Below are 26,101 nucleotides of genomic sequence, written 5' to 3' on the forward strand. Positions count from 1 at the left end.
CGCCATCTCAACACAAATATTTTAATCTCTGAAATTATCTCTTAGCGTGTGGTGTGCCGAAGGGCATGGGTTCTCGGCAGGCCGAACACACGCGACGCATAGGGCATGGTGCGAATGTATCGGCCACCACTCCCGAAATGAGAAACCGCTTGCGGTGGGGCGTATACCCAGTCGGCTTCGACGGTGACCAGCGCCACCGCTTTTCCAAACCGGGAAGCGTGCGAATGTCGATTTTGTCGACGCAAAGCGAGAGCGGCGATGAGTAGTATAGAAATACACCGTCCATCCGCACCCCACCGCTTTATGTCAAAGCGAACTTGCTACGTATGATGCCGAGGATGGGTAGTCCGATTTGCCAGACATGATCCAATTCAAACTCCTTCATCGCCGCCTGGCGCGCCGCGTAAAGCGTCTCATCACTGCGCGATTCATCAGCGTCCTCTTCCCGGCGCACGATGAGTTCGACTCTGCATCGTGCCTTTTGCTCGCTGTTTGTGGGCGAACCGAACACCTCCCAGTCGCCCTTTCGGACAATCTGTATTCTGGTCGTGGCCATAAGATCCGCCCATTCGGAAAGTTTTGATTGGAGGTTGGTAGTGCTCGGATGATAGTCGATTATCGCCACGGCGTCGTGCGACCTGCCGCTATCAAACGCGCCCTGGAGCAGGCCAAGCGCTTCGTCGGGCGATGTGGATTTCAGCCGTGCGAAATTCGCCGCGAGAAACTGCGCGTTCCATTTCCTCCGCGCTGTTTCGTCTTTGGGCACCGTCGCGGTGTCTCTTGCCCATTCGATCACGGCGGCAAGAACGCACAGTGCTTTCGCGGCTACGGCCTTGCTGCCGTAATTGAGCCGGGTGCCGTGCAGGATGCCGTTGCGCAGCGGTAATGTAAGTTGTTCTTCCGAATAGCCCTTCTTTGTGCGGATCAACTGGCCGAGGACGGCCTTCAAGCCGCTCTGATGCCCTCCGACACTGGCTTCCGATTCGAACAGATCGCTGAGGTCTGGAAGGTCCGAGAAAATGCTTTTGGTTCCGGTTTTCGTTACCCCGAACCCATCTATGAGCATGAGCAAGAGCGGAACGCAGGCAATGAAATCCGCCTCGCGATACGCGCGGAAAGCGCGTTCGACTACCTCCACTCTGACTGGATGAATTGGCTCCGCCACGGCACCGCCCAAAAGCTTCTTCGCCTGCCAATAAAGTGGCTCATAGTTGATAAAGCGGTCGGCGAGGTACGCGTCGATCTCTTCAGGCGAACTTCCCTGCGCCTTCATCGCCAGCGCCTCGGCCGCGGGTTCGTGACCGCAGCAGAATTCAACAAATACCCAACCTTGGGCGGTGAACGCCGCGTTGAACCGGTCGGCCAAATCCAGTGTGAAACGCATCGCATCCGCCAGCTTGCGAGGTTCCGAACCCATCGGAAGTGCTGAGGCGAGATCGATCAGCTTCTCTGCCGCTTGATGGATTGGACTACTGCGGCGAATACTCTTGCTCATATTGGAATCCTATGGCTGCCCCCTGGGGAAAACCAAGGGAATCCAGAATGCTTACGTTTGTTATTGTTCATTTTTTGTTCTATGAAAAGATCTATGACTGACTCAAATGCATTGATGACAATACCTGCACCCGCACCGCCGGAGTTAGCGGGAGGAGCCGGATACACATTTGAAGACGCGGTTGCGGCATTTTATCTCGTGGCGTTGCTCGGCGAGCAATCCAGCCCTGGATTGCTGCATTTCGCCGTTACGCGGGTAGCCGTCCAGCAAACGACTCAGGATGAGCCACTCGACGATCTTGTTGTCGATGGCGTTCGCTTCGATGGCATGAAAGCTCGCCTGCGCTTGCAGACCAAGCGCTCGCTTACCGTTGGTGCCGCCGCTGGCGGCGATTTCCGCGATATTATTTTGCGCGCTTGGGCGACGGTGGAAAAGCTGGACTTCCGCGAGGGTGTCGATCGTGTAGGCGCGGCGACGGGGTCTATCACCGAGAGTACAAGGCGAGCCTTGGTTGAAATCTGTGAATGGGCGCGAGCAAGCGAGTCGGCGACAACCTTCTTTGCGCGGTTCGCAGCGAAAGGCGTTGCGGGTGCTGATCGCCAGCGGGTCCTGAAGGTTTTTCGCGACATTCTCGAGGGTGGCCAAAGCGAAGAGATTCGCGATGAAAAGGTGTTCCGCCTGCTGAGACACTTCGTGCTCGTAACGTTTGATGTTCTGCATGAAGGGGCAAAAGACGAAGCGGCCGCCATCGAACGACTGGGACAGTGTTTGATGCCGACTGCAGCCAGCCAGGCGCCCGAGCTATGGGCGCGTTTGCTGAATGTTTCCAGGATGGCTGCTGGGCGGGCCGGCGAGCTGTCGCGACCTTCACTCATAGAGCAACTGCGAGGAGCTTATCATCTTCGTGCGCTGCCGTCATTGGCGAATGATCTAGCCGTTTTGCACGACGAAGGTGGCAGGTCACTTGCGAGTATCCGCCATGAGATCGAAGGTGTTGAAATACCACGTGCCAATGCCGCGAATGCCATCAGCGGTATCCTCGCCAATCACCGGTTTGTGCGCCTGATCGGCCTTCCTGGAACAGGAAAATCAGCGGCACTTCGGTCGTTCGCTCAACGAAAACTGGAAGCGGGTAATCTTCTCTTCCTGAAGTCCGACCGCCTGCAAGGCTCAAGCTGGGCAAGCTATGCACGGTCGATAGGCGTGAGTGCCGCACCCCTGGAGACGTTGCTATTTGAGATCGGCGTGAATGGAGCAGCTGCTCTATGCATTGACGGTATTGACCGTATCGAGACGCAGCATCAGGGGATTATTCTCGATCTCGTCGATGCAATTATCAACTCCCCTTTATTGATGAATTGGACGATTGTCGCTACAGCGCGCGACAATGGTATCGAGCCTCTACGCACCTGGCTTCCCAAGGAAATCCTAGGTGGAGACGGCGTCGGCACTGTCGAGATCAACGGCTTTGACGATGACGAAGCAGCCGCTTTGGCCGACGCTATTCCAGCGTTGCAGCCGGTACTGTTCGGCGATGATCGTGTCAGGGAAATCGCCCGCCGTCCGTTCTTCGCGGAAGTCTTGTCGAGAACCATCGCGCGGACTTCAAATGAAGCGGCTCCCAAGTCGGAGGTCGAGCTGATTGAGGAATGGTGGCGACTCGGCGGATACAATGCAGGTCCGCAGAAGGTGCAGCAACGCCAGCGAGCACTCATTCGTCTTGCAAAGACAGGGGCGAATACACTCGGCCGGAGAATCCGGCTGAATGAGGTCGATGTAAACACGGTTGCCGACCTCAAGACCGACGGCGTCTTGCGCGATGTTCGGGCCGGGCATACCGTACAGTTCTCGCATGATATTTTTTTCGAGTGGGCGCTCCTGCACTTCCTCATCGATCAGGATGAACACTGGATAGAAAGCATGCGCGAGCTTGGCGAGCCGCCTGTGCTAGGACGTACTGTCGAGTTGCTTTCGCAAGCGACTCTGCCAAACGGCCAGGACTGGAAGCAAACGCTGAAGCAGTTGGAATCGGCGCAATTGCGCTCGCAATGGATGAGAGCATGGCTGCTTGCTCCCCTCTCTTTGCCGACCTTCCTCGATCACGCGCAAACGTTCCAAGACGCCGCGCTTGAGCCAGGCACGAACAGGCTTCGCCGGCTAGCCACCTGGTTCCAGGCGGAGCGCACGATGGCGAATCCACAGATACTCAATCACAGTGCAAGTCGCGACGATCTCAGCCCACGCGAGATTTTGAGGATCGCCGAAAGCCTCGCATGGCCGTCCGATGTCCGAACATGGTCGCGATTTTGCGACTGGCTGTTGGCCAATTTGGAGAAAAGCCCTGCCAGCGCGGTGCCAGACATCGTGTCTGTGTTTGAAGTCTGGCAGCATTTATGCGCCGACATACCCAACGCTATCTCTTCTCGAATTGTCGCCGCCGTCGCTGGCTGGCTGTACGATATTGAAGACCGCGAGCATCCCGAAAAATTCACCTTCGACCGAGGGCCGTGGGATGATGTGGGGAGCGCGGGCATCAAGGAGCTGGAAGAGAGGCTCCGCAATCTGCTTTTGCGGGCAGCACGGACACATGAGAAGGAGATTCGCGACTATCTCATCAGGGTTGCAAAGCTTGGAAGGCTGCGTCACCACACCTACCGGCTTATCATGCCGTGGACACGTATCCTGGCCGAGAAGCACGCCCATGAGGTCGTCTTGCTGGCGCTTGCCGAGCTTCGCGCCGATCTACCGGAAACAGAAGCAAGACGTCAGAGGCGGAGCCCCTACGGATCGGATTTTTCACCTCACGATTGGCAACGCCTTGCGATCAACGAGCACGGCAGCGATTGCTTTCCCTCATCGCCGTTGCGTGAGCCGTTTCATTCTCTCTTCGAGATTGCGCCAAACCGAGCGCTGGAATTGGTCCGCCATCTCACCAACCATGCCATCACGGCTTGGCGGCAACTACATGATGTTGCCCGTCGGAATGGTCGACGTGCCCCGATCCCTTTGCCGCTTACACTGCACTTCCCATGGGGCGAACAACAGTTTTGGGGCGGACAACGAGCCTATATGTGGCCGCGTGGCCATTGGGCTAACCCACCTATTGTCAGCGGCCTGATGGCATTGCAGCGCTGGGCGTTCGCCGAGCGTGCCCGCGGACGTGATATGGATGGCATTCTCAAGGACGTGATTTCCGAGCACGAAGCTACCGCTGTGCTTAATATCGCCGTTGCGTTGCTTCTTAGCGAGAACCACGTATCGACAACAGCGTTGCCGCTGGCGGCTTCGCAGGCACTTTGGCATTGGGATTTGCACCGCCTCGTAAACGACGGCGCTGGAACGAACCTGCTGGGCTTCTCCAAGCCTTCAGATCGCTCATCGATGGAAGCGGTCAAGCAACTGAATGAACACTCGCCGCGTATGATGCAGCTGAAATGGCTGGCACAGCTATTCGTCCTATCGGGCGACGAGGCTTTGCGGACGGAGGCCCGAAAGCGAATCCTCGCATTTCCCGATGAGCTGCCTTTTCAAACCGAGAACGAAAAGGAGCATCCGGACCATGTCGCCAAACTTCTGAGTACGGCCGAGCTATGGGCGGAAATCGGCAAGACGGAAAACTATTCGGCGAAAGCGACGGAAGATGGCAGCGGCGTGCTTATCGAGCACCAGAATCCAAAGGATGCCGATCCCGATGTGGTGGCCACATTGGCGCGAGGCGAGAGAACAAATCAGCAGTTCGCCCTGCTCAATTGGGTGTTTGATTCGCTTGAGAGGAAGGCGATCGGTCCCACGCTCTCGATAGCGGATGCCATAGACAACGCCAGACGCCGGGACCACGCGGAGTTATTCTTGCGTCCTTACGGAAGTGCGGACCATGAGGGCATGGATCACGCGATGGAGCAAGGCGCCGTCGCTGGCACGGCTGCCGTAGTGTTGCTTTTTGCCGGGCCGCTCGATCCCGAGGACCAAGCCTGGTGCCGGGACGTACTTTTGCGCGCGAGCCGCACCAAGGAACAACGCGACGAATTATGGTTCGCGGGCTCTATCCTGCTTCAACATCCTTGCCTTTTCGCTGCTAAGGGTTTGGCCGGCCTGATCCGGCGCGGGCTTTCCGACCGCGAAGCAACAGAGGCATTACTAACTCTTGCAGGCCATCCGCTGGAACAGGTTTCAGAAGAGGCCATTGCATCGGCGCTGTCCCTTTGGAATTGCTATCCGGCTTTGTCCTGGGTCGCCTTGACGTTAGCCACTCAACTCTCGACTGGCTCCCACGATGCGCCGATCTCCGCATACGGTTACGATCATGCGACGGAACCGGAACGGATTGCCACCGCCGTCCACGCAGCAATCGCAGCTTTGAAAGTAGGTGCCGGCTCTAACGCCCTGCCTGATCCTCCGGCTCCTTGGGTTTTTGCTCCGCCGCGTCCTACCGACCTCCCATATTTTGACGACCAGCCAGGCGCCGCCGCCGCTTGGCGTGATCCGGATGTCTTCCTGCGATGGGATTTCCTACCCAAAATCCTAAAGCATGTGCCGGTTGAGGAGATCATGGCGGACCCGGTTCGAGGGCCGCTTTTCCGTGACTATTGTTATTCCGTGCTAAATTGGATGCTGGAGCGGATCAATCCGTCATGGCGCGATGAAGACGAGGATAGGCGCGAGGATCGAGCACTCAATCTTTTCGATCTGCGCCTGACCTTCATGCGGCTTCTGGCTCGCGTCGCCCTGCAAACCGACACCGAAGAGATTCAGGCAAAGATTCTCGATCGCATCTTTGCGCTGAACGACGATACCTCCGCCGCCTTTGTCGAACCGTTTGCCGATTGGCTCTGCGCCGCAGGTATCTATGACGCCCCGGTCATTTCCGATCGCGCATTGACCGCGCTGCAAGCATGCGTGGGACGTGTACTTCAGCATCGAACATGGACGCAGGCCCGATGGCGCGACGGCGACATTTATGGTCACGACGTACCGGAGCTGGTGCGGTGTTTCCTGTTTGTCACCATTGAGTATGCCGGCGGCGCTGCCCGTTTCGCGAATGGGGACTGGCGCGAGATTGGGCGTGTTCTTCCGGTGATTGATCCGTTTGTGCGGGCTGTGGGTGATATCCCCTATGTGGCATCGAGTTTCCTGACTTTGTGCGAGCGCTCTGTCGAGCACTATCCCGCCGACGCCTTTGTCTCACAGGTGATGCAGCTATTGGAGAACCAAGCTGACACGCCTGTCGGATGGCGAAAGTCGACCGTACCGGCCCGCATCGCGGCGCTGGTTCACGCATTTGCCGAACGCACTCAACCGCTCCCAGTGGAGCTAGCGCAGCGCATGCTGCGTATCTTGGATCGGCTGGTCGATATGGGCGACCGGCGTAGCGCCGCCTTGCAGCAAAGTGAAATATTCAAAGCCGTGCGCGTTTGAGGCACTCGAGTACGGCCGCTACGCCCCTGGAGCAGCAAGCTTGCTGAAATGCGTGATCGTCCCCGACGTGTCATCGGGAAGCCGCGTTGTGGTTTCAAGCTTACTGCCCAAGGCCTTGATATACCGACGCAGGCCGCTGCTCCGGCCACGCTTTGGCGGCTATCCGCCAGCGCGAACTGAAACCAAGCTTTCAGGGAATGCGCCCATCTCCAACGGTGGGGACATCCGGTGCGTCACAGGTTCAGGCCCAGCCTTGCAAATGTTGCCCGAACGAGCGGACCAGCGACCGCGGCGAAGCCGTCCTGCCCGCTGGCATGCGCACGGATTAATGCAACTTCCTCGAGGAAGAGCGTCTCGTAGCGGTCACGCTGCAGCGGTGGTGCCTCGTCCATGAGTTCCATGAAGAGTTCGACGGCGGAGAGGCTCTGTTTGAGTCGCCGGAGTGCACGGGAACGTTCCAGCACGAGGCCGGCGCGGTTCAGCCCGTAGACGTCGATCGACGTCCGTGCGCGGCGATAGGCGAGCGACGTCTGGTCCGCAGACAGGGGGCGGACAATAGAGTCTCCGTCCTCCTCGAAGAAGTCGAGGTAGGCGGCGGGGTCGTCCGTTGCCGGATCGAGGAGCAGCGGCGTCTCCCCTGTCTCCGTCCCTCGACCCGCCGCACGGGTGGCCTCGTCGTCGATGGGGAAACGGTCACCCTTCCCGGAAGTCAGCTTCGATCCGTCGTAGAGGATATGCTCCTCCACCCGATTGCAGCGTATGCAAGAAGGCAGAAGATTGTCCCACGTGGAGGCGAGCCACCAGTAGCCGGGTTTCCGCTTGCCCTGCGGCGTGTCGATGCGGCCCTTCGGGCGATAGTGCTCCACGTCCTGCGGTGCGGTGGAATCGTAGTAGGCTTCGCAGTAGGCGCATCTGCCGCCGGTCATGTCGCCTAACGCAGTGCGGACCGCCTTAACGGCGTAGAGCTTGAACTTGAAGCCGTCCCTACGGCCGTCGTCCTCGAAGTGGCGGATGGCACGTGCGCGCTCGTGCTCTGGGGCGACGGAATCAGCCAGCTCGGGCGGGCATGCGGGGCGCGTCAGGACCTTCAAGGCACTTCTGTCCTGCTTGCGTCCAGCAGCTGCTGAAGGCGCAAGATCGTCGCCTCGGAGGCCGCCTGGCGGACTTGCATACCTCCGCGCGCGGACGCGGACCGAAGGAACTCGTCGGTAGCCAGAAGTGCGATCTGCTCGCGCCGATTGCCCCCCAGCGCCTCGCGGTCACCGATGGTGTCGCGTAACTCTGCGATACGCTCTGATGTATCGTTGGTTCGAGGCAGCGAGCGCAAGTAGTAGAGTTCCGTGAGCCGCGCCTCGACCTCAGGATCGAGCAGGCTATCCAGCCCGAAGTGACGTGAGGTCAGCAGATCCTCGACGTTCATTCCCTCGATCGGCGGCAAATCCTGGTCGATCATCGTGCCCTGGCCCGGGACACGCCGTAGGACGGCGACCTCATTGTTCCTGATGCCGCGGAGGACGAGCGGATCGTGTGTACTGGCGACGAACTGGACCTGTGGGAACGCCTTTCGCAGCGAAGAGACGATTCGCATCTTCCAGCGCGGATGGAGGTGTGCGTCGAGCTCGTCTATCAGGACGATCGCTGACGCGCTGAGGAGGTTTTCCCAGCGCTCGAAGAGCATCCTCATGATTGCGCAGGCCATCCCAACGACGGTTTGGTATCCCGCAGACAGGTCGTTCAGCGGGGCCTGGTGGTCGCCGATCGTGAAGAGAATGCGCGATCCTCTCTTCACGATGTCGCTTTCGTCGCCGATCGGCAGAAGCTCGCGCAGCGCCAGCGCGGCCGCGCCGAATCGATGCTCGTCGAGGTCCAGCAGCCACGCTGCAGGATGCGGTATGCGGGCCACCGATTGCAGGAGCGGCGCCACTTTGGCGAACTGCGTCGCAGGATCCTCCGCGCGTCTGGAGCGCCGCGGCTCCGCGTAGCGCAATGCCCCGAAGCCGAGGACGACAGCTGAAGGTCGGGGCGTCCCTTCGAAACTCTTGGAGCCCCGGTGAAAGTGGAGCTCGGTCGGCATCTCCTTATCGAAGAACGTCAGGCGGACCCAGCCTTCGTTGGCTCCGATGGAGAGCACTCGCGATGGCCGCATGAAGCGGGAGGCCTCCTCCGCGCCGGCCAGCGCGAGCCCGATCGCCTGCAGGACGTTACTCTTCCCCGCGGCGTTCTCGCCGAGCAGCATGAGCCACGGAGCCGCGTCGCCTGTCTGCTCGGCAAAAGTCACGTCCAGCTGCCGGAGCGACTTGAAGTTACTGATCTCGACCCTTGCGATCGATCGGGCGTTGAGGCGAAAGGAGTCGGCGTCGAGGATCACCTCGTCGGCGCTCCGGCGTTCCTCGGGAACGGCGAAATTCGGTTGCAGAGTGGGCCGGCCGCGCTCCCTTTCGTCAAAGGCTTGGCGAATGACAGCGACGTAAGGCGGATGGTCGTCGAGCAGCTGATCTAGAAGCCGCCATGTTGGGACGCGTCCGGAGCGCTCGGACGCCTCGATTGCCGAGACCGTTCTACTGTATGTTTCCTTCCGCTCACGGACTAGGGGCGCCCGGTTGAGGTTGAGGATCTGTATTGTAGCGGCGCCCCTTTCGGTCAGCGCTCGGACGGTGCCGTCGGAACTAAACGAGAGGTGCTGCCCCGGGTCGTCCCTGCACGGATCGACGAGGATGGCCCGCTCGGTTTCGATGATAGCCTCGATAGGGGTCATCGGCTCGGCTCGCTCACCCTCGACTGGGAAGATCGCCCGCTTCGCGCGGTTGCACGCGGGGCAGCTGGCGTAGTGGTTCAGCCATTCCAGTGTAAGCCAAGCGTAGTGATCGGGACTAGCGGTGCCCTTAACGTCCGTCGCTCCGGACTTCGGCCTGAAGTGGTCGATGACGAGGTCGGCGGTTATGCCGATCGCAGACTCGCAATAGGCGCACTTGCCGTGGAACGCCTGCTGGAGCGCCTCGCGGGCGGGTCTGACGATACGGGTCCAGAGCTTCTCGACCGGGTTGCGCCGCTGTTCCCGTCGAGCCGGCGGCAGCGCTGCGTAAAATCGGTCGATCTCGAACCAACCTTCTTGGACGAGAGAAGGCGGGTATGGGGACGTGGCGTCGCGTTCGATCCGTATCATGTTTTGCTGACTGCCTTCAATTCGCCGATGCGATCCAAGTCGCTAGGTACAAATTATTCCTGCCACGCCTGTGAAGTCCAGCGGCGATCGGTCGGCATTGCTCTGTCAGAGAAATCACACCGGCAGGGTGCCATGGTCAGGTCCGATACTCCGTCGCGCAGCGCGGGCACCGCTACCCAGCATCAGGCCGATTTGTGCGGTCCCTACGCTCGTGGGCTTCGTCCCTTACTCCCGTGAGGGCTGGTAAGCGTTATCGAGCCTCAGGTCGCGCGGCTTGCCGGGCGGATCGGTTAAGGACCAGCGACGTAGCCAAGGCAATCGCGGCGCTTGGCGATCCTGAACCATCGCAATGCCAGAGGGTGTTCGGTCATCAGTAGTCTCTTCCTTAGGAATGGCCGATGGCGCGGCCAAATGAGCGGCGGCTTTCCGGAGCGACAGCAACGAACTCAAATGGCCGAAATGAAGGCGCTGCTCTCCGTCGCGGCGCGGCCCCTCTCTGTCTACGAAGAAGCGGACCGCCCAAATTTAGCGCTGCTTTAGAGGCTTTTTGACGCCACCTGTCGACCGGCGTTCCATGCCGGTCGGCCGAGCACGTTAGGATCATATTGTGCTATACCCATAGCGGTTCTGCTTAGGCCACCATTGGCCATTGGAAGAACGAGCAGGTTCTAGGTTTCAAAGGGTGGGGGCCGCTTTTCGTCGGCGTCACGCTGGGAGCCGCCCATCTTCATCTGGTGCGAGCTCGTACTTCTTGAGTGCGATCCAGGGACCGGCGGTGTGCTGACCCACGACGTCCGGCGGTTGAGGTTATTTCACTTTACCGGCCACCTTCGCGTGCGGTACCGAGTACTTAGCTGCACAGGTGCGGACAGATGCTGGACTTCACTAAAATTATATCAGGCGTTGCCGGGCAACGCGATACTTTCGAGGAACTGGTGTGTCAGATCGCGCGGCGTGTTCCGCCACCCGGACACGCCGAGTTTCGGCGTATCCACGGCGCCGGCGGGGATGGCGGGGTCGAAGCGGTATGGATTCTCACGACGGGGGATGAACACGGATATCAAGCGAAATTCTATACCAAATCGGGTGATGTCGATTGGAGTGCGATTGACAATTCGGTTGCCACTGCTCTCGCCACACATCCCAGGCTGACCACGATGATCATCGCGATTGCCTGCGCACTTACCGGCCGCACGCAGCGGGTGACCAAGAAGGGCCAGCCGCAGGCAAATGGCTGGGACGCGTGGGATCAGCATAAGGCAAAATGGGAGGCATCTGCAAAAGCGCTCGGACGGAACGTCGCCTTCGTGCCTTGGACTGCGCCTGATCTTGAGGAGATGCTTACCCGTGCTGAGACGACCGGGCTGACAGCCTATTGGTTCGGCGGGATTGAGCTTTCGCCAGAATGGCTTGCACGGCAGTGCCAGCGTACCGTGGCAGCGCTCGAAGAACGTTATCATCCAGAGGATCATGTTGACGTCTCTACCGCGCAGGTATTCGACGGACTGCTCCGCAATGTGCCGTTCCGTACTATGCTTCGGGGCGCCCGCGAGGACGTGCTAGAGAACGGTCGGCTTGGCGCTACGCCTAAGACCCTGCTCGATGCCGAAAAGCAGAAGCTAACCACAATCGCTGAGAAAATCCGGAAGTTTGATGAAGCGACGGCTATTCTGGAGCTAAATACCGATAGCGCCTTTGACTACACGAATTGGAGGGATCAAGCGGTCGATCTGCGTAAGTACGTCGTTGAGGTGATTCAAGCTGTTAACGAAATCGCTCGCGCAGCAAAAGCCAGGCGGCCATCAACAACCGGCCCGCACATGGTTGACGAGGATCACGAGTGGCCAAGCGTTGACTATTTTATACAGGCCCTGCGTAATCTGCAGTCGTCACTGGGACAATTTCTCGAGGCCGTCGATTCACCCGGCAGTCTAAGCGACCAGTGCCGCTTCGCGCTGCTCGATGGCCGTGCCGGGTCCGGAAAATCGCACCTTATCGCGTCTCAGGTGGAGCGTGCGCTTGGCGAAAACGCACCTGCCTTATTCTTGCTCGGCACTGATTTCACCCTGCACGGCACGATCGAGAACCAGATGATCGCGCACTTCGAGCTTGGCGGGAACAAATTCGATCAGTTCCTCGGCGCGCTAAGCGCGCGCGCCGAAGCCCTAGGGAAGCGTGCCCTGATCGCGATCGACGCCGTCAACGAAGGTGCCGGCGTACATTTGTGGCGCAGCGCGCTACAGGGTTTGGCGCAACGTATCCTAGCCTATCCCCGTCTTGCCCTGTGCGTTTCCTGCCGACGAGAATACGTCGACCATCTAGTGACACCAGCGGTCAATGCGATGGCGACACGAGCCGAAGTCACCGGCTTCGAGACGCCAGAGGAGATCGAGGCGGCAGCAAGGGTGTACATGGACAGGCGCGGAATAGTGCGTCCGGCTACGCCCTGGCTCAACCCGGAATTTTCAAACCCGCTGTTCCTCCGTACGGCGTGCCTCGCGATCGAACGAGATGGCCGTACTACCTTCCCGCGTGGTATGCGGGGGACAAGCGAGGTCCTCAACTTTTTGCTCGATTCCACCGGGCGTCATCTCGGCACAATCTATGACGGCGCCGATACGCTGGTCGGGCCGGTAAGACGTGCGCTGCTTGCCCTGACAGGCGCAATGGCGTCGGACCAACGTGACTACATCACGCGCGGGCGAGCCCATACCCTAGTTGAAGCGGTTTTTCAGGGATTCGCACCCCCGCCAAGCAAGACGTGGCTGGAGTTGCTGCGATTCCGTGGCCTGCTGCGATACGATCCCAATCCGGCGCACGACCCCGCAGATCCCCTGTCAGATCAGGACGATGTTCTGCGAATCTCATTCCAGCGCTTCCAGGATCATCTCGTCGCGAATGCACTTCTGCAGCATGTGACTGATCCCGCGGGTCTGTTCGACGCGGGTGGAAGCCTCTCATTCGTTCTTGGCAAGCATGGCGTGCAATGGGAGTGGCGAGGGCTATTCTATGCGCTGTTTCTGCATTTCGCCGATCGCTATAAAGTCGAACTAGTCGATCTGCTACCCGGTGGCGTCGATGCATGGTGGGATCAATGGCCGGTCCAGGACGCCTATATTGACAGCGTACGCTGGCGCACCGTGGGAGCGTTCGGTGATCGGACGCTGGAACTGCTCAATCGGCTGGATTGCCATGACGAGGACATCATCGCGTTGCTCATCGAGTTGGCAGTGGTCGAGAATCACCCATGGAATGCGGAGCTCCTTGACCGCAATCTTGCGCGCCGCAAGCTTCCTCAAAGGGATGCGTTCTGGACTCGGCGGATCAATATCGCGCATAACGATGCCGGCCATCCGCTAACGCGCCTGATTAGCTGGTGCCTCAACCCTGGCATCGGTCGCGCCGAGGACGGAACTCTCGGCCTGGCATTGGTCTTGCTGGCTTGGGCCTGCACCTCAAGCAGTGCGAACGTGCGCGATACCGCAAGCAAGTCGATGATTCGCATCTTCCTTGAGCGCCCGGCGCTAATCGAGCCGCTGTTCATTCGCTTCGTAACTTGCGACGATCCCTACGTTGTCGAGCGGTTGTTCGGCGCGCTCTACGGCGCAAGTCTGCGCACTCGCGACCCGGCGCGCCTTGCCGAGTATGCGATGACCGCTTGGCGTCATGCCTTTAGCTGCGGCCAACCCCCGGTGCATATACTGACGCGCGATTATGCGCGAGGTGTCATCGAGCTATCGTCGAGTGCCGGCGGCCTCGATCCATCCATCGATCTTGTTCGCTGCCGCCCCCCATACGGTGCCAAGGCACCGACGTTCAATTTCACTGAGGCAAAGGTAGAGGCGCGAGCAAAACGCGTCGGAGCCGATTCAATCCTGCGGTCTTGTTATAAAGGGCTGGCCGATTTCGGCAGATATACACTTCAATATCGAGTCGAACGCTTCGCGGCTGCGCCCCTAAAGGGCCCTCGGCCGTTGACATCCGCAGAGACTGGCCGAGCATTTCTTGAAGATGTGTCGCGGGGTCGCCCCGATATTTCCGAGGCGTTTGAGGCGCTGCGCAATGCACATCGCCTTAAGCGTATCTCGTTCGACGCCAAGAAGTTCAAGGTGACTGTTCCAACGTCGGATCGCAAACGCATAGAAGTCGCCGAGAAGGCATTGCTAGCTTTGCTCACGCCTGCTCAGGCGCGGCGTTACGCGTCCGACGCCAAACGTTGGGCGGCAAACGAAACAGACCATGCCTGGATCATGCCCGGTAAGGGTTTGGGAAAGCAAGTTGATTCGCATCGCGCAAAGCTATGGGTGGCCAACCGCGCAATCGACCTAGGTTGGACAGAAACAATTTTCCCGCGCGACCATACCAGTGGCGAGGGACAGGGTAATCGCGGACGGGTTGAGCGGATCGGCAAGAAGTACCAGCGCATTGCGATGATGGAGTTACTAGCTCGACTTGCAGACAATAATTGGTTGAAACCCGATTGGGGTTCGCCCGCCAAGACCTACTCTGATCCGCTTGACGTCGAGTTCATTCGCGATATCGAGCCGTCTGTCCTGCCAAGTGATAACGAGATGCGGCCGGCAGCAGGGATGCCGGGTGTGCCCCTATTGCGTTGTCCTAACCTCGGAGCCGGCGAACGCGAGGCCTGGGTTCTCGACCCCAAACTTGCACCGCAAAGGCTCGCGTTGGCGTTGGGATCGGATCTAGATAGCGGTGCTTGGCTTACGCTGTATCGCTATGCCTCGCACGATGTCGAAGCGCCGCGTCGCAGGGGATCTTGGGATGTTTCCTGGGAGCAAAGCGACTTTCACTTCGTTAGCATGCTTCTGATGCCGCCAGGGACACGGGAGCAGTTCGTTGAAGAGACCGAAAAGCACGGGGACGATTTTCATGAGTGGCTGCCTGGCAACGTCACCGATGGCCCGTATATTGGCGAGCTTGGCCGGCGAGCCACCTGGCCAAGCGATCCTTGGTCGACACTTGATGTCCGAGGCCGTAACACAGATCGCAGCTACCGGGTGATCAAGCCGACTATCGGTTACCATTGGGAAAGCCATCTTGACGCAAGTCTAGGCAACGGCTTTTCCCGGCATGTGCCGATCCCCTGGCTGATCACGGCGCTAGGGTTGCGTCCTGATATCGAAAATGTCGGTGTTTACGCGGACAGCCAAGGACTGCCGATCATCGTCAGCGGCAGAGATGACCGTCATAGCTATATTCTGGTGCGTCGCGACGCGTTGCTCGCTATGGCACGACGGAACGAAGTCGAACCGGTCTGGACGGTAATTGGCGAAAGATCCGCGCGTACAGAAGGCAACAACCGGACATCCGATGTTCGCGTGCGCTACAACGGGTCGCTTTGGTTGGACGCGGACATTGCAGTTCTACGGCACTGGTCTCGATCAGACTAGCCAATGCCCACGCCGAGAATCCGGTTTATGAAATCGAACCGACATTAGCATTTGAGCAATCCACAACGACACACAGCGCTGTATCGAAGCCGCTGATCCGTCAGCAAGAAAGAACGCGGGTGGCGAGAATGGACGGTTCTTGTTCACATGTAGTCCTCCCTGATAGGGGACTTGCCCCCGTCTCTTTGTAGTAAACGGCGAAATTCGTGCTGTTGGAGGATATATCGTCGCGCCCTATCTGAAGGTGCGCGATAGTAATTTTGTAAGGCTGCATGGGCACTCCAGGCGTGGGCCTGCGGAGCAGACGATTTCATAAACGTTTGGGGATGGCGCTTTAGCAATCATTGAACTCGACCACCTTTGTTCCGATACTCAATAGAATAACTGAGATGGGGCAGATGCGCGACATTGCCGACACTATCAAAGCCGGTGAGCGTAACCGCGACACAATGGTGCTCGTGCACAATTACTGCGCGAATGCGCGTGTCGAGAAGTTCGGCGGAACCGGCATGATCGAGCAGGCTACGGGCCTGCCGATCGGACATCACAGCATGCGCTGCGATTTCGCGCCTGAAGGCGGTATGGCGTGCTGGGATCTTCGCGACGCCGTCATCGATTTCTACGACAGGAACTGTGCTGGCTGCCAGCAACGTCAACCCCTGCGGCTGCCGAACTTGCTTGAAATCATCACTGAGCGCGACCGTGCACTAGCCGCCCAAGAGGCCCGCGACGCATTCGATGCCAGGCTTGCGGCAAAAGCACTTGAGAAAAGGAACGCAATCCGCGCGCTCCTTGCCCCAAGCCTTGGTGCGATCGCCCGCACTTTGCTTGACGATATCGGCCTGTTCGATGCCAATCGCACTAGGGAAAACTTCGAACGCGTAACCCAGAGCGCGCGGCTCGCGCCCGAGCATTTCACGCCCGAACTGGTGGTATACGTATCAGGGCTAGCCAAGGACCAACCCTGGTTCGCCGAGGCGGCTCTCATCATCCTTGATGCCGTCAGTGCCGATGACGTCGAGATAGTCGCGCTGGCAACGGCGATGCTTCGCTGGGGATATTCGGATCGCTTCGCGGTGGAGAAGCTGCTGCCGCGCATTCATGCAGTCTCTGCCAACGTCATACCTGACATCGTCGGCTCCGCCATCGACGTTGCCGATCCCGACGACGATGAATTCTTATACGGCGATGGCGAGCAGCGCATTTCCCGCAATCCCGCATTTCTCGTGGCGTTGTATCGACGGTTTCAAAGTGAAGTGACCGCAGCGATTGAGCGCATGTTATTGAGCGGCAAGCGCGCGTCGGTCGAGCGTGCCGGCCGCGGCTTGCACGCGTTGAGGGTCTCGGACGCGAAGGTCGCGGCGCCGATTTTGCGCACTCTGGTGTCGGTCTATGTCCGCGCTCCGTCGCTGGTGAGCGACCTGAAGGACGATGACGACCGACTTCCCGATCTGGCGGAAGCCGTGAACGATGCGTTCGACGCCTCGCCACAAGAGGTCGATGGGCTGCTGCAATCGTTCAATAAGGGAGCACCACCTTCCCACCGCGCACGGGTTACGATGGCATACGCGCTGGCTGTCCATGTCGGATACAATGAGCCGCCGGTTCCCGCCACGTCACCACGCCACTCGCTGGCACTGACTCGTCTCATCTGGACGCCCACGGTCGAGCGTGACGACAAGGTTCTCGAAGAAGTGACATCGGCATTTCGCGCGGGTTCGAGCGGCCTAGAGCTCGTGGTTCGGGCGCAGCTCGATGCGTTCGTCGGCGCGCTTTTCCTGCTGGATGACCGACTGGCAGATCTGGACGCCGAGAAAGGGCAGCCTGGAGAAAATTTCCTGACCGCCATGGAGCGCAGCACCCGGCGTTCCGTGATGCGCGGGCTAATGGATAAATTCGTCGAATGGGCAAGCGAGGCGGCGGCGGGCGATGATGCGTCAGTGGCTAAGATCATCGGCATGTTCGATACCATCCCGGATGGGCGCGACAATCTTCGTGGTGCGCTGCTCGGCGCGACGAAGGAGCTTTCCGGCGACCTCGCCGGATTGAAGTTGGTGCTGCCGCACCTCTATAGGGCGCTTGTTGGATCATCGGTTCTGGGCCGCTCCTATGCCGCAACAGCTGTCGGAGAGCTCCCCTACCGGAGTAGGTCGAATATTCCCGACCTCCTATTCGAGGCGTTTGGAGCTTTGTTGTGGGATCAGTATGTCGCTGTCCACAAGGCGGCGGTGAATGCCTTCCAACACTCAATCGTGCCCGAGCAATTTCGGCCTAACGCTGCACAAGCTATCCTGAACCTGATCCACTATTATCGGGTCCAGTCTAATGAGGACCAGTTCCTTGCCAAATGCGTCCGTATTCTCGCCGGTATGGCCGATCTCTTTGGCAAGGGCAACGGGGCGCTCAGGCGCTATCTGATCGAAGTTGCGATGGGGATCGACCCGCTGTATCTGCGCTCCGATATCCTGTCATTGTCTTACAGTCTGGGTACCGAACCCGAGTTCGCCAAGCTCGCGGCGCGCATGATCCCGCATCTCGCTGACCGTTACAATCAGTCTGACAAAGCCATGAATCTTCTGGGCAGAGTAACTCCTGACGGTTTGAGGGCGAACGCGCAGGCCTTTCATGACGCAGCGATTGCCGTACTGGATCGCGAGTTGATAACGGCGCTTGGCATTGTCGAAGCGTTTCTCCGAGCGGATATGCCCAACGAGGCTGACACGCTCGTGACCGCGCTCCTGGCGACTAATGGTGACACGGTGAGAATGCGACGTCGCGCGACATTGTTGCGCTGGCCACAGCTCGCGCTGCGTTTCGAGCGAGCTGTCTCTGCTCGGGATGCGGACGCGATCAGCAAAGCAAGCCGCGCCTGGAGCGAGGCCGCCGCGGTCGACACACAGGATAAGGAGGATGGGCGTGAACGTCGTGCTCGCTCAGGCTTACCCTTCTAGGATCGCCGCGATCGAAGCGATCGCCGTCTATCCGGACACTGCAGGCGGCGATGAATTGCGCGCCAGGGCCGAAGCCGTGTCTTCGGCTGCCCAGCTTTTCGGATCGGCGGCCGCGGCGCGGGACTGGCAGGCGTTCGGGATTACGCTCGAAATCTTGGGCCTACTCGCCGACTGGAGTCAGGCGGTACATAGTGCAGTGATTGACGCCGATCGGTTCCTTCGTGCGGGCCGGCTTCGGTATCGCAGCTTCGCCGCCGCCGCTGACCACTCGGCCTATGGCTTGGCGCTTGTCGCCACGCTTGCCACTATCAATGATGATCTCGATGTCTCGGTGGTGCCGGCGCTGCGTGGCGCGATTGCGCAACTGGAAATGCCCATTGCCATCTTCGGCATCGAGAAGCGCGATCGTTTTGGCCCGTTCACGGCCGAAGACGTGGCTGCCAAGCCCGAAGAGATCGCCGTCGCTTTTCTAGAGTTCATGATCGACGGAAAGCCCGCAGATACGGTGCATAGTCTGAGCACGGGACAGGTTCATGATCTCGATCTGACCATCCGGGTGTCGCGCTGGCCCGAAGACGCGGAACGGCTCGTGATAGAACCAGTCTCGATCGAGCCGCCCAGCACTTGGGACTTCCCGCCTTTCGAATTTCTGAAGCCCGACGGTCCACCGCCCTATGTCTTTCAACGTCAGGGCCGGATGGCTTTGCACGCCTCACAGGGGTTCAATGCGAGGCCGCTTGAATTCCGCTACGCAGCCGAGTTTCAGCCGCAACCGAAGCGTGACGAGTCGATCGTGCTCGCCGGCCAACGAACGCTCCGTCTCGATGGCACCGACACATCGCGGCATCCGCTGACCGGCTATGGCGAACTGGATGCTAAAATCATCCAGCTGCGTGAGAGGCTGCGGCTTGAGCCACAGGTTTCGGAAACCGATGTTCGCGACCTGCTGAGGTTGCTTACCCCGGTGGCGAACCTCATGGGTCAGGCGGTGCAGGACAAGCGCTATCCAAAGCCTATCAACGAGGCCATGTTCCAAACCGATCTTCAAGCCTTTTTGCGTTCTAACGCCGCCATTGGCAGTGAGCTTGACGTTCAAGGTGAGGTCGCGGGCGGTAAGGTCGACCTCAGTTTTCGAGGGATCAAGATCGAGCTCAAATCAGAGCAGTCAAAACGGCTTCTGCCTGACGACTGCAAGAAGTTTGCGGAGCAGGCAGCGAGCTACGCGGTCGGGGTCGGCCGTCGGATCGCTCTTCTTTGCGTGCTGGACTGCAGCCCAAAGACGATCGCCCCCTTCCCGGTAGCGGATGGACTGACGGTCATTCCTGTCGAATCTGGGACCAGTCCCGTATACATCATCAGCTGCCTGTTTCAGGGTGGTCTTGCCCGCCCGAGCGATCTGTCGCGGTAGATCAACAAGCCTGAAAATGGCAGTTGGATACCTCGGCTAGGCTAGGCGACGAAGGCCCTGCCAAGAAACTGGTTAAAGGAGGGCTATGGCGTAGACATAGTTCTCATCATCACCCGGCGCGGCGCGCCAATCTTATTTGCCCGGCACATAACCGGGCACTGTCAGCGTGAAGCGTGTGCGCTCATCGTCCGACACGACAGTCAATGTTCCCCCGTGCGCTTTGGCTATCTCCGAGGCGATGAACAGGCCGAGCCCTAAGCCCTGAAGACTATCGCGTACTTTGCCCCTTCGAAACGGCTGGAAAAGTTGCTCCAGGGTTTCGGGCGGGATTTTTGTGCCGCCGTTTTCGACTACCAGCGTGAAACCGGCCGGATTGGTCGTCACTTCAACGCGGACGGGGCTGTCTTCCGAGCCGTGCGCGATCGCGTTTCCGAGAAGGTTCGAGAAGAGCTGCCCGAGACGGGCGTGATCGCCATGAACGTCATGGGCGAGCGCAAGACTGATTTCGATCTGTCGATGCGGAAAAGCGGCTTTGATCTCGTCCATAACGGTAACGAGCATCGGCTCCAGCGATTTGGTCGTTTTGGTCAACGTCAAACCGCCACCGAGGCGGCCCCGTGCGAAATCCATGACATTGTCGATGAGCCCCGCCATTCGCTGAACGCTGGCGGCCATCTTCTGCAGGACCGATCTCGACTGATCATCGTCGATCCTGCGCAAGAGGAAGTTCGTCCCGCCGCTGATTGCGGCCAGTGGATTGCGAAGGTCGTGGCCAAGAACGGCGATGAACTGTTCGCGGAGTTCCGAGGCAGCTTGCGCATCCAGCAATTTGCCCTGCGACGCGGCAAGTCTCTCATTCTCAAGGACGAGACTTTCTCGCGAGGCAATGAGGGCAGACCGGGCATCGACATGCACGGCGATCAGTTCGGCGAACAGCTTGAACATGCCGATGGTTTCCGGCGTGTTCAAGCGCATGGGTCGCGGATCGATGGCGCATAGCGTACCGAAAAAACTTCCATCTGCTAGAATGATCGGCATCGATATATAGCTTTGGAAGCCATACAGCGCCGGCGTATGATGGCTGGAAAACGTTTTGTCTTCAGACACGTGGTCGATGATCACGGCCTGCCGGCTATCGCGGATTTCGTTGCATATCGTGGTTTCGATGCGCAGCTCGCCGCCGGATTTCAAGCCGAAGTCGATATTGTCCAGGACCTCGCAGGCGATCCATCGATCTTCGGTCACCCGTGCCACGGCCGCGAAGCCCATTCCTGTGACCTTGCAAACCACATCCAGGATCGATGGCACCGCCGGAATTTGGCGAACCATCTCGACATCACCATCGTAATTCTGACCCATCAACCCAAAACACTCGGTACGTTATTGCTTGAAAGCACGTTATCAAATGCCGCCCCTCCGTGCGAGGAACATCATGGGCTGATCTCGTTCGAAGCCTCGCGTGCTCACGTTATCAATAGGCTAGCTGGCTGAACCTGCCGCCCGTTCAAGATCTTCCCAGCTTTCATCCATCGCATAGGTCGGCGACAAAAATGGGACACCGATGTGACCGTAGCGGAGAGAGAGCTGGCGCTCGGCGGTTTCCTCGTCGATCTTTGCGATGCGGGCGAGGTAGATGACGGAAGCCAGGCCCGTGCGGTCGGCGCCGGAGCGACAATGGATCAGGATGGGGCGTGGGGCGTCGCGCAGGACAGTGAGGAGTTTTGCGGCGGTCGCGGGGTCGAGGCGGCGGTCGGCCTGCAGGGGGAAATCGATGAGGTTCAGGCCGAGGCTCGTGGCTGCCGCGGCCTCGTCCTTGTACCAGTTGGCCGTCTCGTGGCGGCCGCGGAGGTTGATGATGGTGCGGATATTGTAGCGGGCGGCGTAGGTCGTGATGTCGGCGCTGGTGGGCTGGTTCGAGCGGTAGACTTCGCCGGGGACGACCGTGGCGAAATTGCCGGTCATCTGGATGACGGTGAGGTAGAAGCCGAGCGCGGCGGCGGCGGTGCCGAGAAAGAGGCCCGCCCTTTTTAAATGTCGGTTCATGAGGTCCTGTCCTGCCAATCGTGATGGCAGGATCAGGCAAGCGGCTGACAGGGCGCTGAACGTTACACGGCGGAAGGCTCAGACTGGTTTGCGCAGGGCGGCGACATGCATCGGGCTGCGCAGCGTAAAGCCGATCGCCTCGTAGAGCGTGATGGCGGCAGCGTTGCTGGCATAGGCGTGCAGGTATGGCTGGTCGCCGCCCTGTGTGATTTGGGCGGCGACGTGCAGGGATAGCCGCCGGGCATAGCCTTTGCCGCGGTGATCGGGGTGGGTGCAGACGCCGCTGAGTTCGGTGAAGCCGGGCTGCTTCATGCGCTCGCCGGCCATGGCGACGAGCGTCTTGCCCTCCCGCACGCCCCAGAAACGGCCGAGCGCCTGGGACTTCAGCGAAAATGGGCCGGGCTTCGTGAGAGTCGCCAGCGCCAGCATGTCTTCGGCGTCGCTTTCGCCGAGCGGCACAATGGCCTCGTCCGAGGCGGCCGTCGGCACATTCCGCGCGATCATCTGGACCGCGGGAGCGGATGTCAGCACCTCGAAACCGGGCGGCGGCACGATGGGGTCAACCATCAGGAAAATGAGCGCCTCGCCCGGCTGCGCGAGAGCCGCCAGATCCGCCAGCGCTCGGGGGGCATCGGATTCAGTCGCGGCAAGCGGCAGGATGCCGGGCCGGTAGCGACGGGCGAGGCCGGCGCCCTCGCCGAGCTCTCTATGGCGGGTGGTGAGCGCGCTCCAGATCGGTCTGTCGAGCAGGGCTTTCATGATGGGCGTCCTTCGTTTTCAAGCGCGCGGCGATGGAGGGGTTTTTCCTGGAGCGCATCCTCCAGCCGGTCGAGCTGGGCGATGAAGCTGCCGTCGAGCCCGTCGCAGATGTCGCGCACCGCCGCCTCGATGGCCGGCCAGATGTCCTGTTTCGAACGGTCGATGAGCGCCTGGCCCTCCTGCGTCAGCGAGAGGCGCCGGATGCGCTGGTCGCCCTTCTCCTTGCGCGCGGTAAGGTATCCCGCTTCGGCCAGCAGGCCCGCCGCCCGCGTCACGCCCGGCTGCGTGACGGCAAGCGCTTCGGCGAGTTCGCCGATCGAAAGCGGGCCGAGCCGGTCGATGGCGGCCAGGAGCGGGTACTGCCCTGCCTGCAAGGGCACGTCCAGCCGCTCCATGATGCGCTGCGTATCCGACTGCACCTGCTCGCCGATACGCTTGAGCCGGCTGCCAAGGCAGAGGTAGCCGAGGGCGCGAACGATATCTTCCATGCCATATCCATTCCAAGTTATATAACGCGTTATATTTTTATCTGGAGATGGCGTCAAGGGCTCAGACGGACTTGACGATCGGCCGGCATCGCGTAAGCCATCGTCGTACAAACGCCGCTCTCGAAAGGCCGGAACCATGGACGCGATCATCTACCACAATGCGAAATGCGGCACCTCGCGCAACACGCTCGCCCTCATCCGCAATGCAGGCATCGAGCCGACAGTGATCGACTATCTCGCCACCCCACCCTCGAAAGACGATCTGAAGGCGATGATCGCGGCGGCGGGGCTGAGCGTGCGCGCAGCACTTCGCGAGAAGGACACGCCCTATGCGGCGCTCGGTCTCAACGACCCGTCGCTTTCCGACGACGCCCTGCTCGAGCATATGCTTGCCGAGCCGATCCTGATCAACCGGCCTTTCGTGAAGACGCCGCTCGGCACACGGCTCTGCCGGCCGTCGGAGCTGGTGCTCGACATCCTGCCGGACACGCACAAGGGCGCCTTCGCGAAGGAGGATGGCGAGAAGGTGATCGGCGAGGACGGCAAGCGCCTCGTCTGACTAGCCTTCCAGCGGCCCTCGCCTCGCCGTCAGGCCCAGAGCCGCGCGCAGCGTCGCCTCGCTCTGGCGGGCGAAGCGGTTTGCGGCGAGACGCCCGCGGGCCTCGTCGCGCGGCGGCAGCGGCCCGGCGAGCCGTTCCGCCACACCATCCGCCGTTGCCGGCACATGCGTGAGGTTCTCGACAATACAGAGGCGATGCGCGAGCGACCCCTGCCGCACGACGACGGGTATGCCAAGCTGCGCCGCCCGTCCGAGCACGCCGGAAGCATGGTCGCCGACCGGCGGATAGAGACACCAGACCGCATCGCTCGCCGCATAGGCGCCGAGCAGTTCGGCATCCGAGACCGCACGGTCGACCTTGACCCCGCCCGCCTCGCAGAAGGCCGCGGCATAGTCGGAGACATCAGGCGCGAATTTTCCGCAGGCGATGAACCGGAAGCGCGCGCGCAGGCCGGCGATCCGCGCGTAGATATCGGCAAAGAGATCGAAACCCTTGTGCGGGCTCTGCGTGCCGATCGCCGTCAGCACCAGGCGGTCGCCCGGCCGCCGCTCGCTGCGCAGCAGCTCCACCGCCTCGCGCTCCGCATCCGTCAGGTCCCAGAGCTGGAAATCGTAGATCCAACCCTTGGCGATGGCGGAAGACGCCGGCAGCACGCTGAAAGGCAGGATGGTCAGCGTCTCGATGGCGTCAAAGCGCTTCAGCCAGCCGAGCACCCGTCGTTTCCAACGGTAGCGCCGGCGCGGCGACACGGTGATGGGCATGGGCCGGAGCAGCAGGCCCGCGGTGCGCCGCCCGGTGAGCGCCCGCAGCAGACCGACCGCCACATAGAGCAGGAAGGCCTCCTCCACCATCAGGAAGAGTACCGGTGCGCGAGAAAACACGAGGTCGCGCAACCCCGCCCGGCGGGCACCGAACAGACGCTCCAGGTGGCGCAAATAGGCGGGACGGCGGCCACACTCCCGCCGCGAATAAAGCAGCGGCGCGTCCGGACAGACCGTCCCCTTTGCCTTGCGTGTCCGCCAAAGCCATCGGTCTGCCGATGTGCCACGATTGTCCGGCCGCAGATCCGATCGCGCAGACGGACCCGTTGCAGCCGGCAGCTCCGAGCCCGCCTGCATGATATTCCTCCGAAAATGGTCGCCAAATGCCTTCCGGGCCGCCCCTGCCGCGGAAGGAAAGGGGCGGTGCGCCAGGTTCGCCTCCTCGGCCCACCACCCATTTAACGTCAATCTTTCGCGGATGTCTTACACCCGCGAAATACAACCTTATCGCTAATATTTAGACTTTAACTTGCTATTATCAAAATTCAAGGCGGATTATACAACCTCCGCTAATTGTCCGGATGTGCCATTCCGGCCATCGCTTGCTGCCCCGCGCCCGGACGTTCATAAAGGCTGGAGCCTATCGAACAGCCGCAGGGAGGCAGAATGAACCTCAAGGAATTTGCCGCCCGCATCGGCCTGTCCCCCACGACGGTAAGCCGGGCGATGAGCGGTTATCCGGAGGTGAAGTCGCAGACGCGGGCGCGTGTGCTGGAAGCGGCGGAACGGCTCGGCTACCGCCCGAACATCAGCGCGCAGCGGCTTGCCACCGGGCGGGCCGGCGCGATCGGTATCGTCTTCCAGGGCGGCGGGCGCTTCGGGCCGCATTCCAGCGAGTTCATGGGCGGGCTTTCCACCCGGCTGCAAGAGGATGGCATCGACATTCTCGTCTCGACCGTCGAGACGGAGGCGGACGAGGAGGCGGCATATCGCCGGCTTGCCGCCAGCAAGCGGGTGGATGCGGTGATCCTGCACATGCCCGCCTGCACGGACGCCCGTATTACGCTTCTGCAAGCGCTGGACCTGCCCTTCATCGTGCACGGCCGAAGTGCGGCGCAAAAGCCCTTCGCCTTTCTCGACATCGACAATTTCGGGGCGATCGAGACGGCGACGCAGCACCTGGCCGGGCTCGGCCACCGGCGCATCGCCCTCATCAACGGCGACACCGTGAGCACCTATGCGCGTGACCGGGACGACGGGTTTCGCGCTGCACTCGCGGCCCACGGTATCACCATCGATCCGGCGCTGATCGGCCATGGCGAATTCACCGACGAGACCGGTTTTCGCCTCATGCAGTCTTTCCTGGCGCAGCGCCCTGCCCCGACCGCCGTCATTGCCGGGTCGATGATGTCGGCGCTCGGCGCCATGCGGGCGATCCGCATTGCAGGGTTAACCGTCGGGCAGGACGTCTCCCTCATCGCGCATGACGACGTCTTCCCCTATCTGAGCCCGGACAACCTGATGCCGGCTGTCACCACGACGCAATCGCCGATCCGCGCGGCACCGCCAGACGCGCCCGACAAAGGTTCCCTGCGAAAAATCTCCTGCCGTCACCGTCACGCGCGTTCCTCCCAGAATCCTCGTCCC

Annotated in this window: 14 protein-coding genes; 6 read left to right on the forward strand and 8 right to left on the reverse strand. The window is 60.4% G+C overall.

Annotation, left to right across the window (positions count from 1 at the left end; genetic code table 11):
* Positions 1-301: 301 nt before the first annotated feature.
* The gene (locus tag GB927_RS14350) at positions 302-1,495 is read right to left on the reverse strand and encodes a hypothetical protein (RefSeq protein WP_256117750.1); all 1,194 of its coding nucleotides are present in this window, start codon (positions 1,493-1,495) and stop codon (positions 302-304) included.
* A gap of 93 nt (positions 1,496-1,588) precedes the next feature.
* Between GB927_RS14350 and GB927_RS14355 the strand changes: the two genes are divergently transcribed.
* Positions 1,589-6,910: an NACHT domain-containing protein gene (locus GB927_RS14355; protein WP_256117751.1), complete on the forward strand. Its 5,322-nt coding sequence runs from the start codon at positions 1,589-1,591 to the stop codon at positions 6,908-6,910.
* A 233-nt stretch (positions 6,911-7,143) separates the two neighbouring features.
* Here the strand turns inward: GB927_RS14355 and GB927_RS14360 are convergent, their stop codons facing one another.
* Positions 7,144-8,001 (reverse strand): HNH endonuclease family protein, encoded by an 858-nt coding sequence (locus tag GB927_RS14360; RefSeq protein ID WP_256117752.1) that lies wholly within the window; start codon positions 7,999-8,001, stop codon positions 7,144-7,146.
* The gene (locus GB927_RS14365; RefSeq protein WP_256117754.1) at positions 7,998-10,073 is read right to left on the reverse strand and encodes an AAA family ATPase; all 2,076 of its coding nucleotides are present in this window, start codon (positions 10,071-10,073) and stop codon (positions 7,998-8,000) included. The genes GB927_RS14360 and GB927_RS14365 overlap by 4 nt, the downstream gene beginning before the upstream one ends.
* A gap of 872 nt (positions 10,074-10,945) precedes the next feature.
* Between GB927_RS14365 and GB927_RS14370 the strand changes: the two genes are divergently transcribed.
* From GB927_RS14370 to GB927_RS14380, 3 genes are all read left to right on the forward strand, one after another.
* Positions 10,946-15,484, forward strand: a complete 4,539-nt coding sequence (locus GB927_RS14370) for an NACHT domain-containing protein (RefSeq protein ID WP_256117755.1) — start codon at positions 10,946-10,948, stop codon at positions 15,482-15,484.
* 398 nt (positions 15,485-15,882) lie between these two features.
* Positions 15,883-18,435, forward strand: coding sequence for a hypothetical protein (locus GB927_RS14375; RefSeq protein WP_256117756.1), 2,553 nt, complete (start codon positions 15,883-15,885; stop codon positions 18,433-18,435).
* Positions 18,401-19,843: a hypothetical protein gene (locus GB927_RS14380; RefSeq protein ID WP_256117757.1), complete on the forward strand. Its 1,443-nt coding sequence runs from the start codon at positions 18,401-18,403 to the stop codon at positions 19,841-19,843. The genes GB927_RS14375 and GB927_RS14380 overlap by 35 nt, the downstream gene beginning before the upstream one ends.
* Before the next feature lie 132 nt (positions 19,844-19,975).
* On the opposite strand, the gene GB927_RS14385 is transcribed toward GB927_RS14380, so the two are convergent.
* The 4 genes from GB927_RS14385 to GB927_RS14400 all read right to left on the reverse strand — a co-directional run bounded on the left by GB927_RS14385 (position 19,976) and on the right by GB927_RS14400 (position 23,133).
* A complete protein-coding gene (locus tag GB927_RS14385; RefSeq protein ID WP_256117758.1) occupies positions 19,976-21,202 on the reverse strand; it encodes a GAF domain-containing sensor histidine kinase in 1,227 nt (408 codons plus the stop codon).
* 120 nt (positions 21,203-21,322) lie between these two features.
* Positions 21,323-21,886 carry a dual specificity protein phosphatase family protein gene (locus GB927_RS14390; protein ID WP_256117759.1) on the reverse strand — a complete coding sequence of 188 codons (564 nt, stop codon included), beginning with the start codon at positions 21,884-21,886 and terminating at the stop codon, positions 21,323-21,325.
* A gap of 78 nt (positions 21,887-21,964) precedes the next feature.
* Positions 21,965-22,645 (reverse strand): GNAT family N-acetyltransferase, encoded by a 681-nt coding sequence (locus GB927_RS14395; protein ID WP_256117760.1) that lies wholly within the window; start codon positions 22,643-22,645, stop codon positions 21,965-21,967.
* Complete coding sequence (locus tag GB927_RS14400; RefSeq protein ID WP_256117762.1) at positions 22,642-23,133, reverse strand: MarR family winged helix-turn-helix transcriptional regulator; 492 nt, start codon at positions 23,131-23,133, stop codon at positions 22,642-22,644. The genes GB927_RS14395 and GB927_RS14400 overlap by 4 nt, the downstream gene beginning before the upstream one ends.
* A gap of 136 nt (positions 23,134-23,269) precedes the next feature.
* Between GB927_RS14400 and arsC the strand changes: the two genes are divergently transcribed.
* The gene (gene arsC / locus GB927_RS14405; RefSeq protein WP_256117763.1) at positions 23,270-23,692 is read left to right on the forward strand and encodes an arsenate reductase (glutaredoxin); all 423 of its coding nucleotides are present in this window, start codon (positions 23,270-23,272) and stop codon (positions 23,690-23,692) included.
* On the opposite strand, the gene GB927_RS14410 is transcribed toward arsC, so the two are convergent.
* The gene (locus GB927_RS14410) at positions 23,693-24,811 is read right to left on the reverse strand and encodes a glycosyltransferase family protein (protein ID WP_256117764.1); all 1,119 of its coding nucleotides are present in this window, start codon (positions 24,809-24,811) and stop codon (positions 23,693-23,695) included.
* 309 nt (positions 24,812-25,120) lie between these two features.
* Here GB927_RS14410 and GB927_RS14415 point away from each other — a divergent pair.
* Positions 25,121-26,101 (forward strand): LacI family DNA-binding transcriptional regulator (locus tag GB927_RS14415; protein WP_256117766.1); only part of this gene is annotated, 981 nt, incomplete at its 3' end.

Source organism: Shinella lacus (assembly GCF_010994755.1).
Taxonomy (GTDB): domain Bacteria; phylum Pseudomonadota; class Alphaproteobacteria; order Rhizobiales; family Rhizobiaceae; genus Shinella; species Shinella lacus.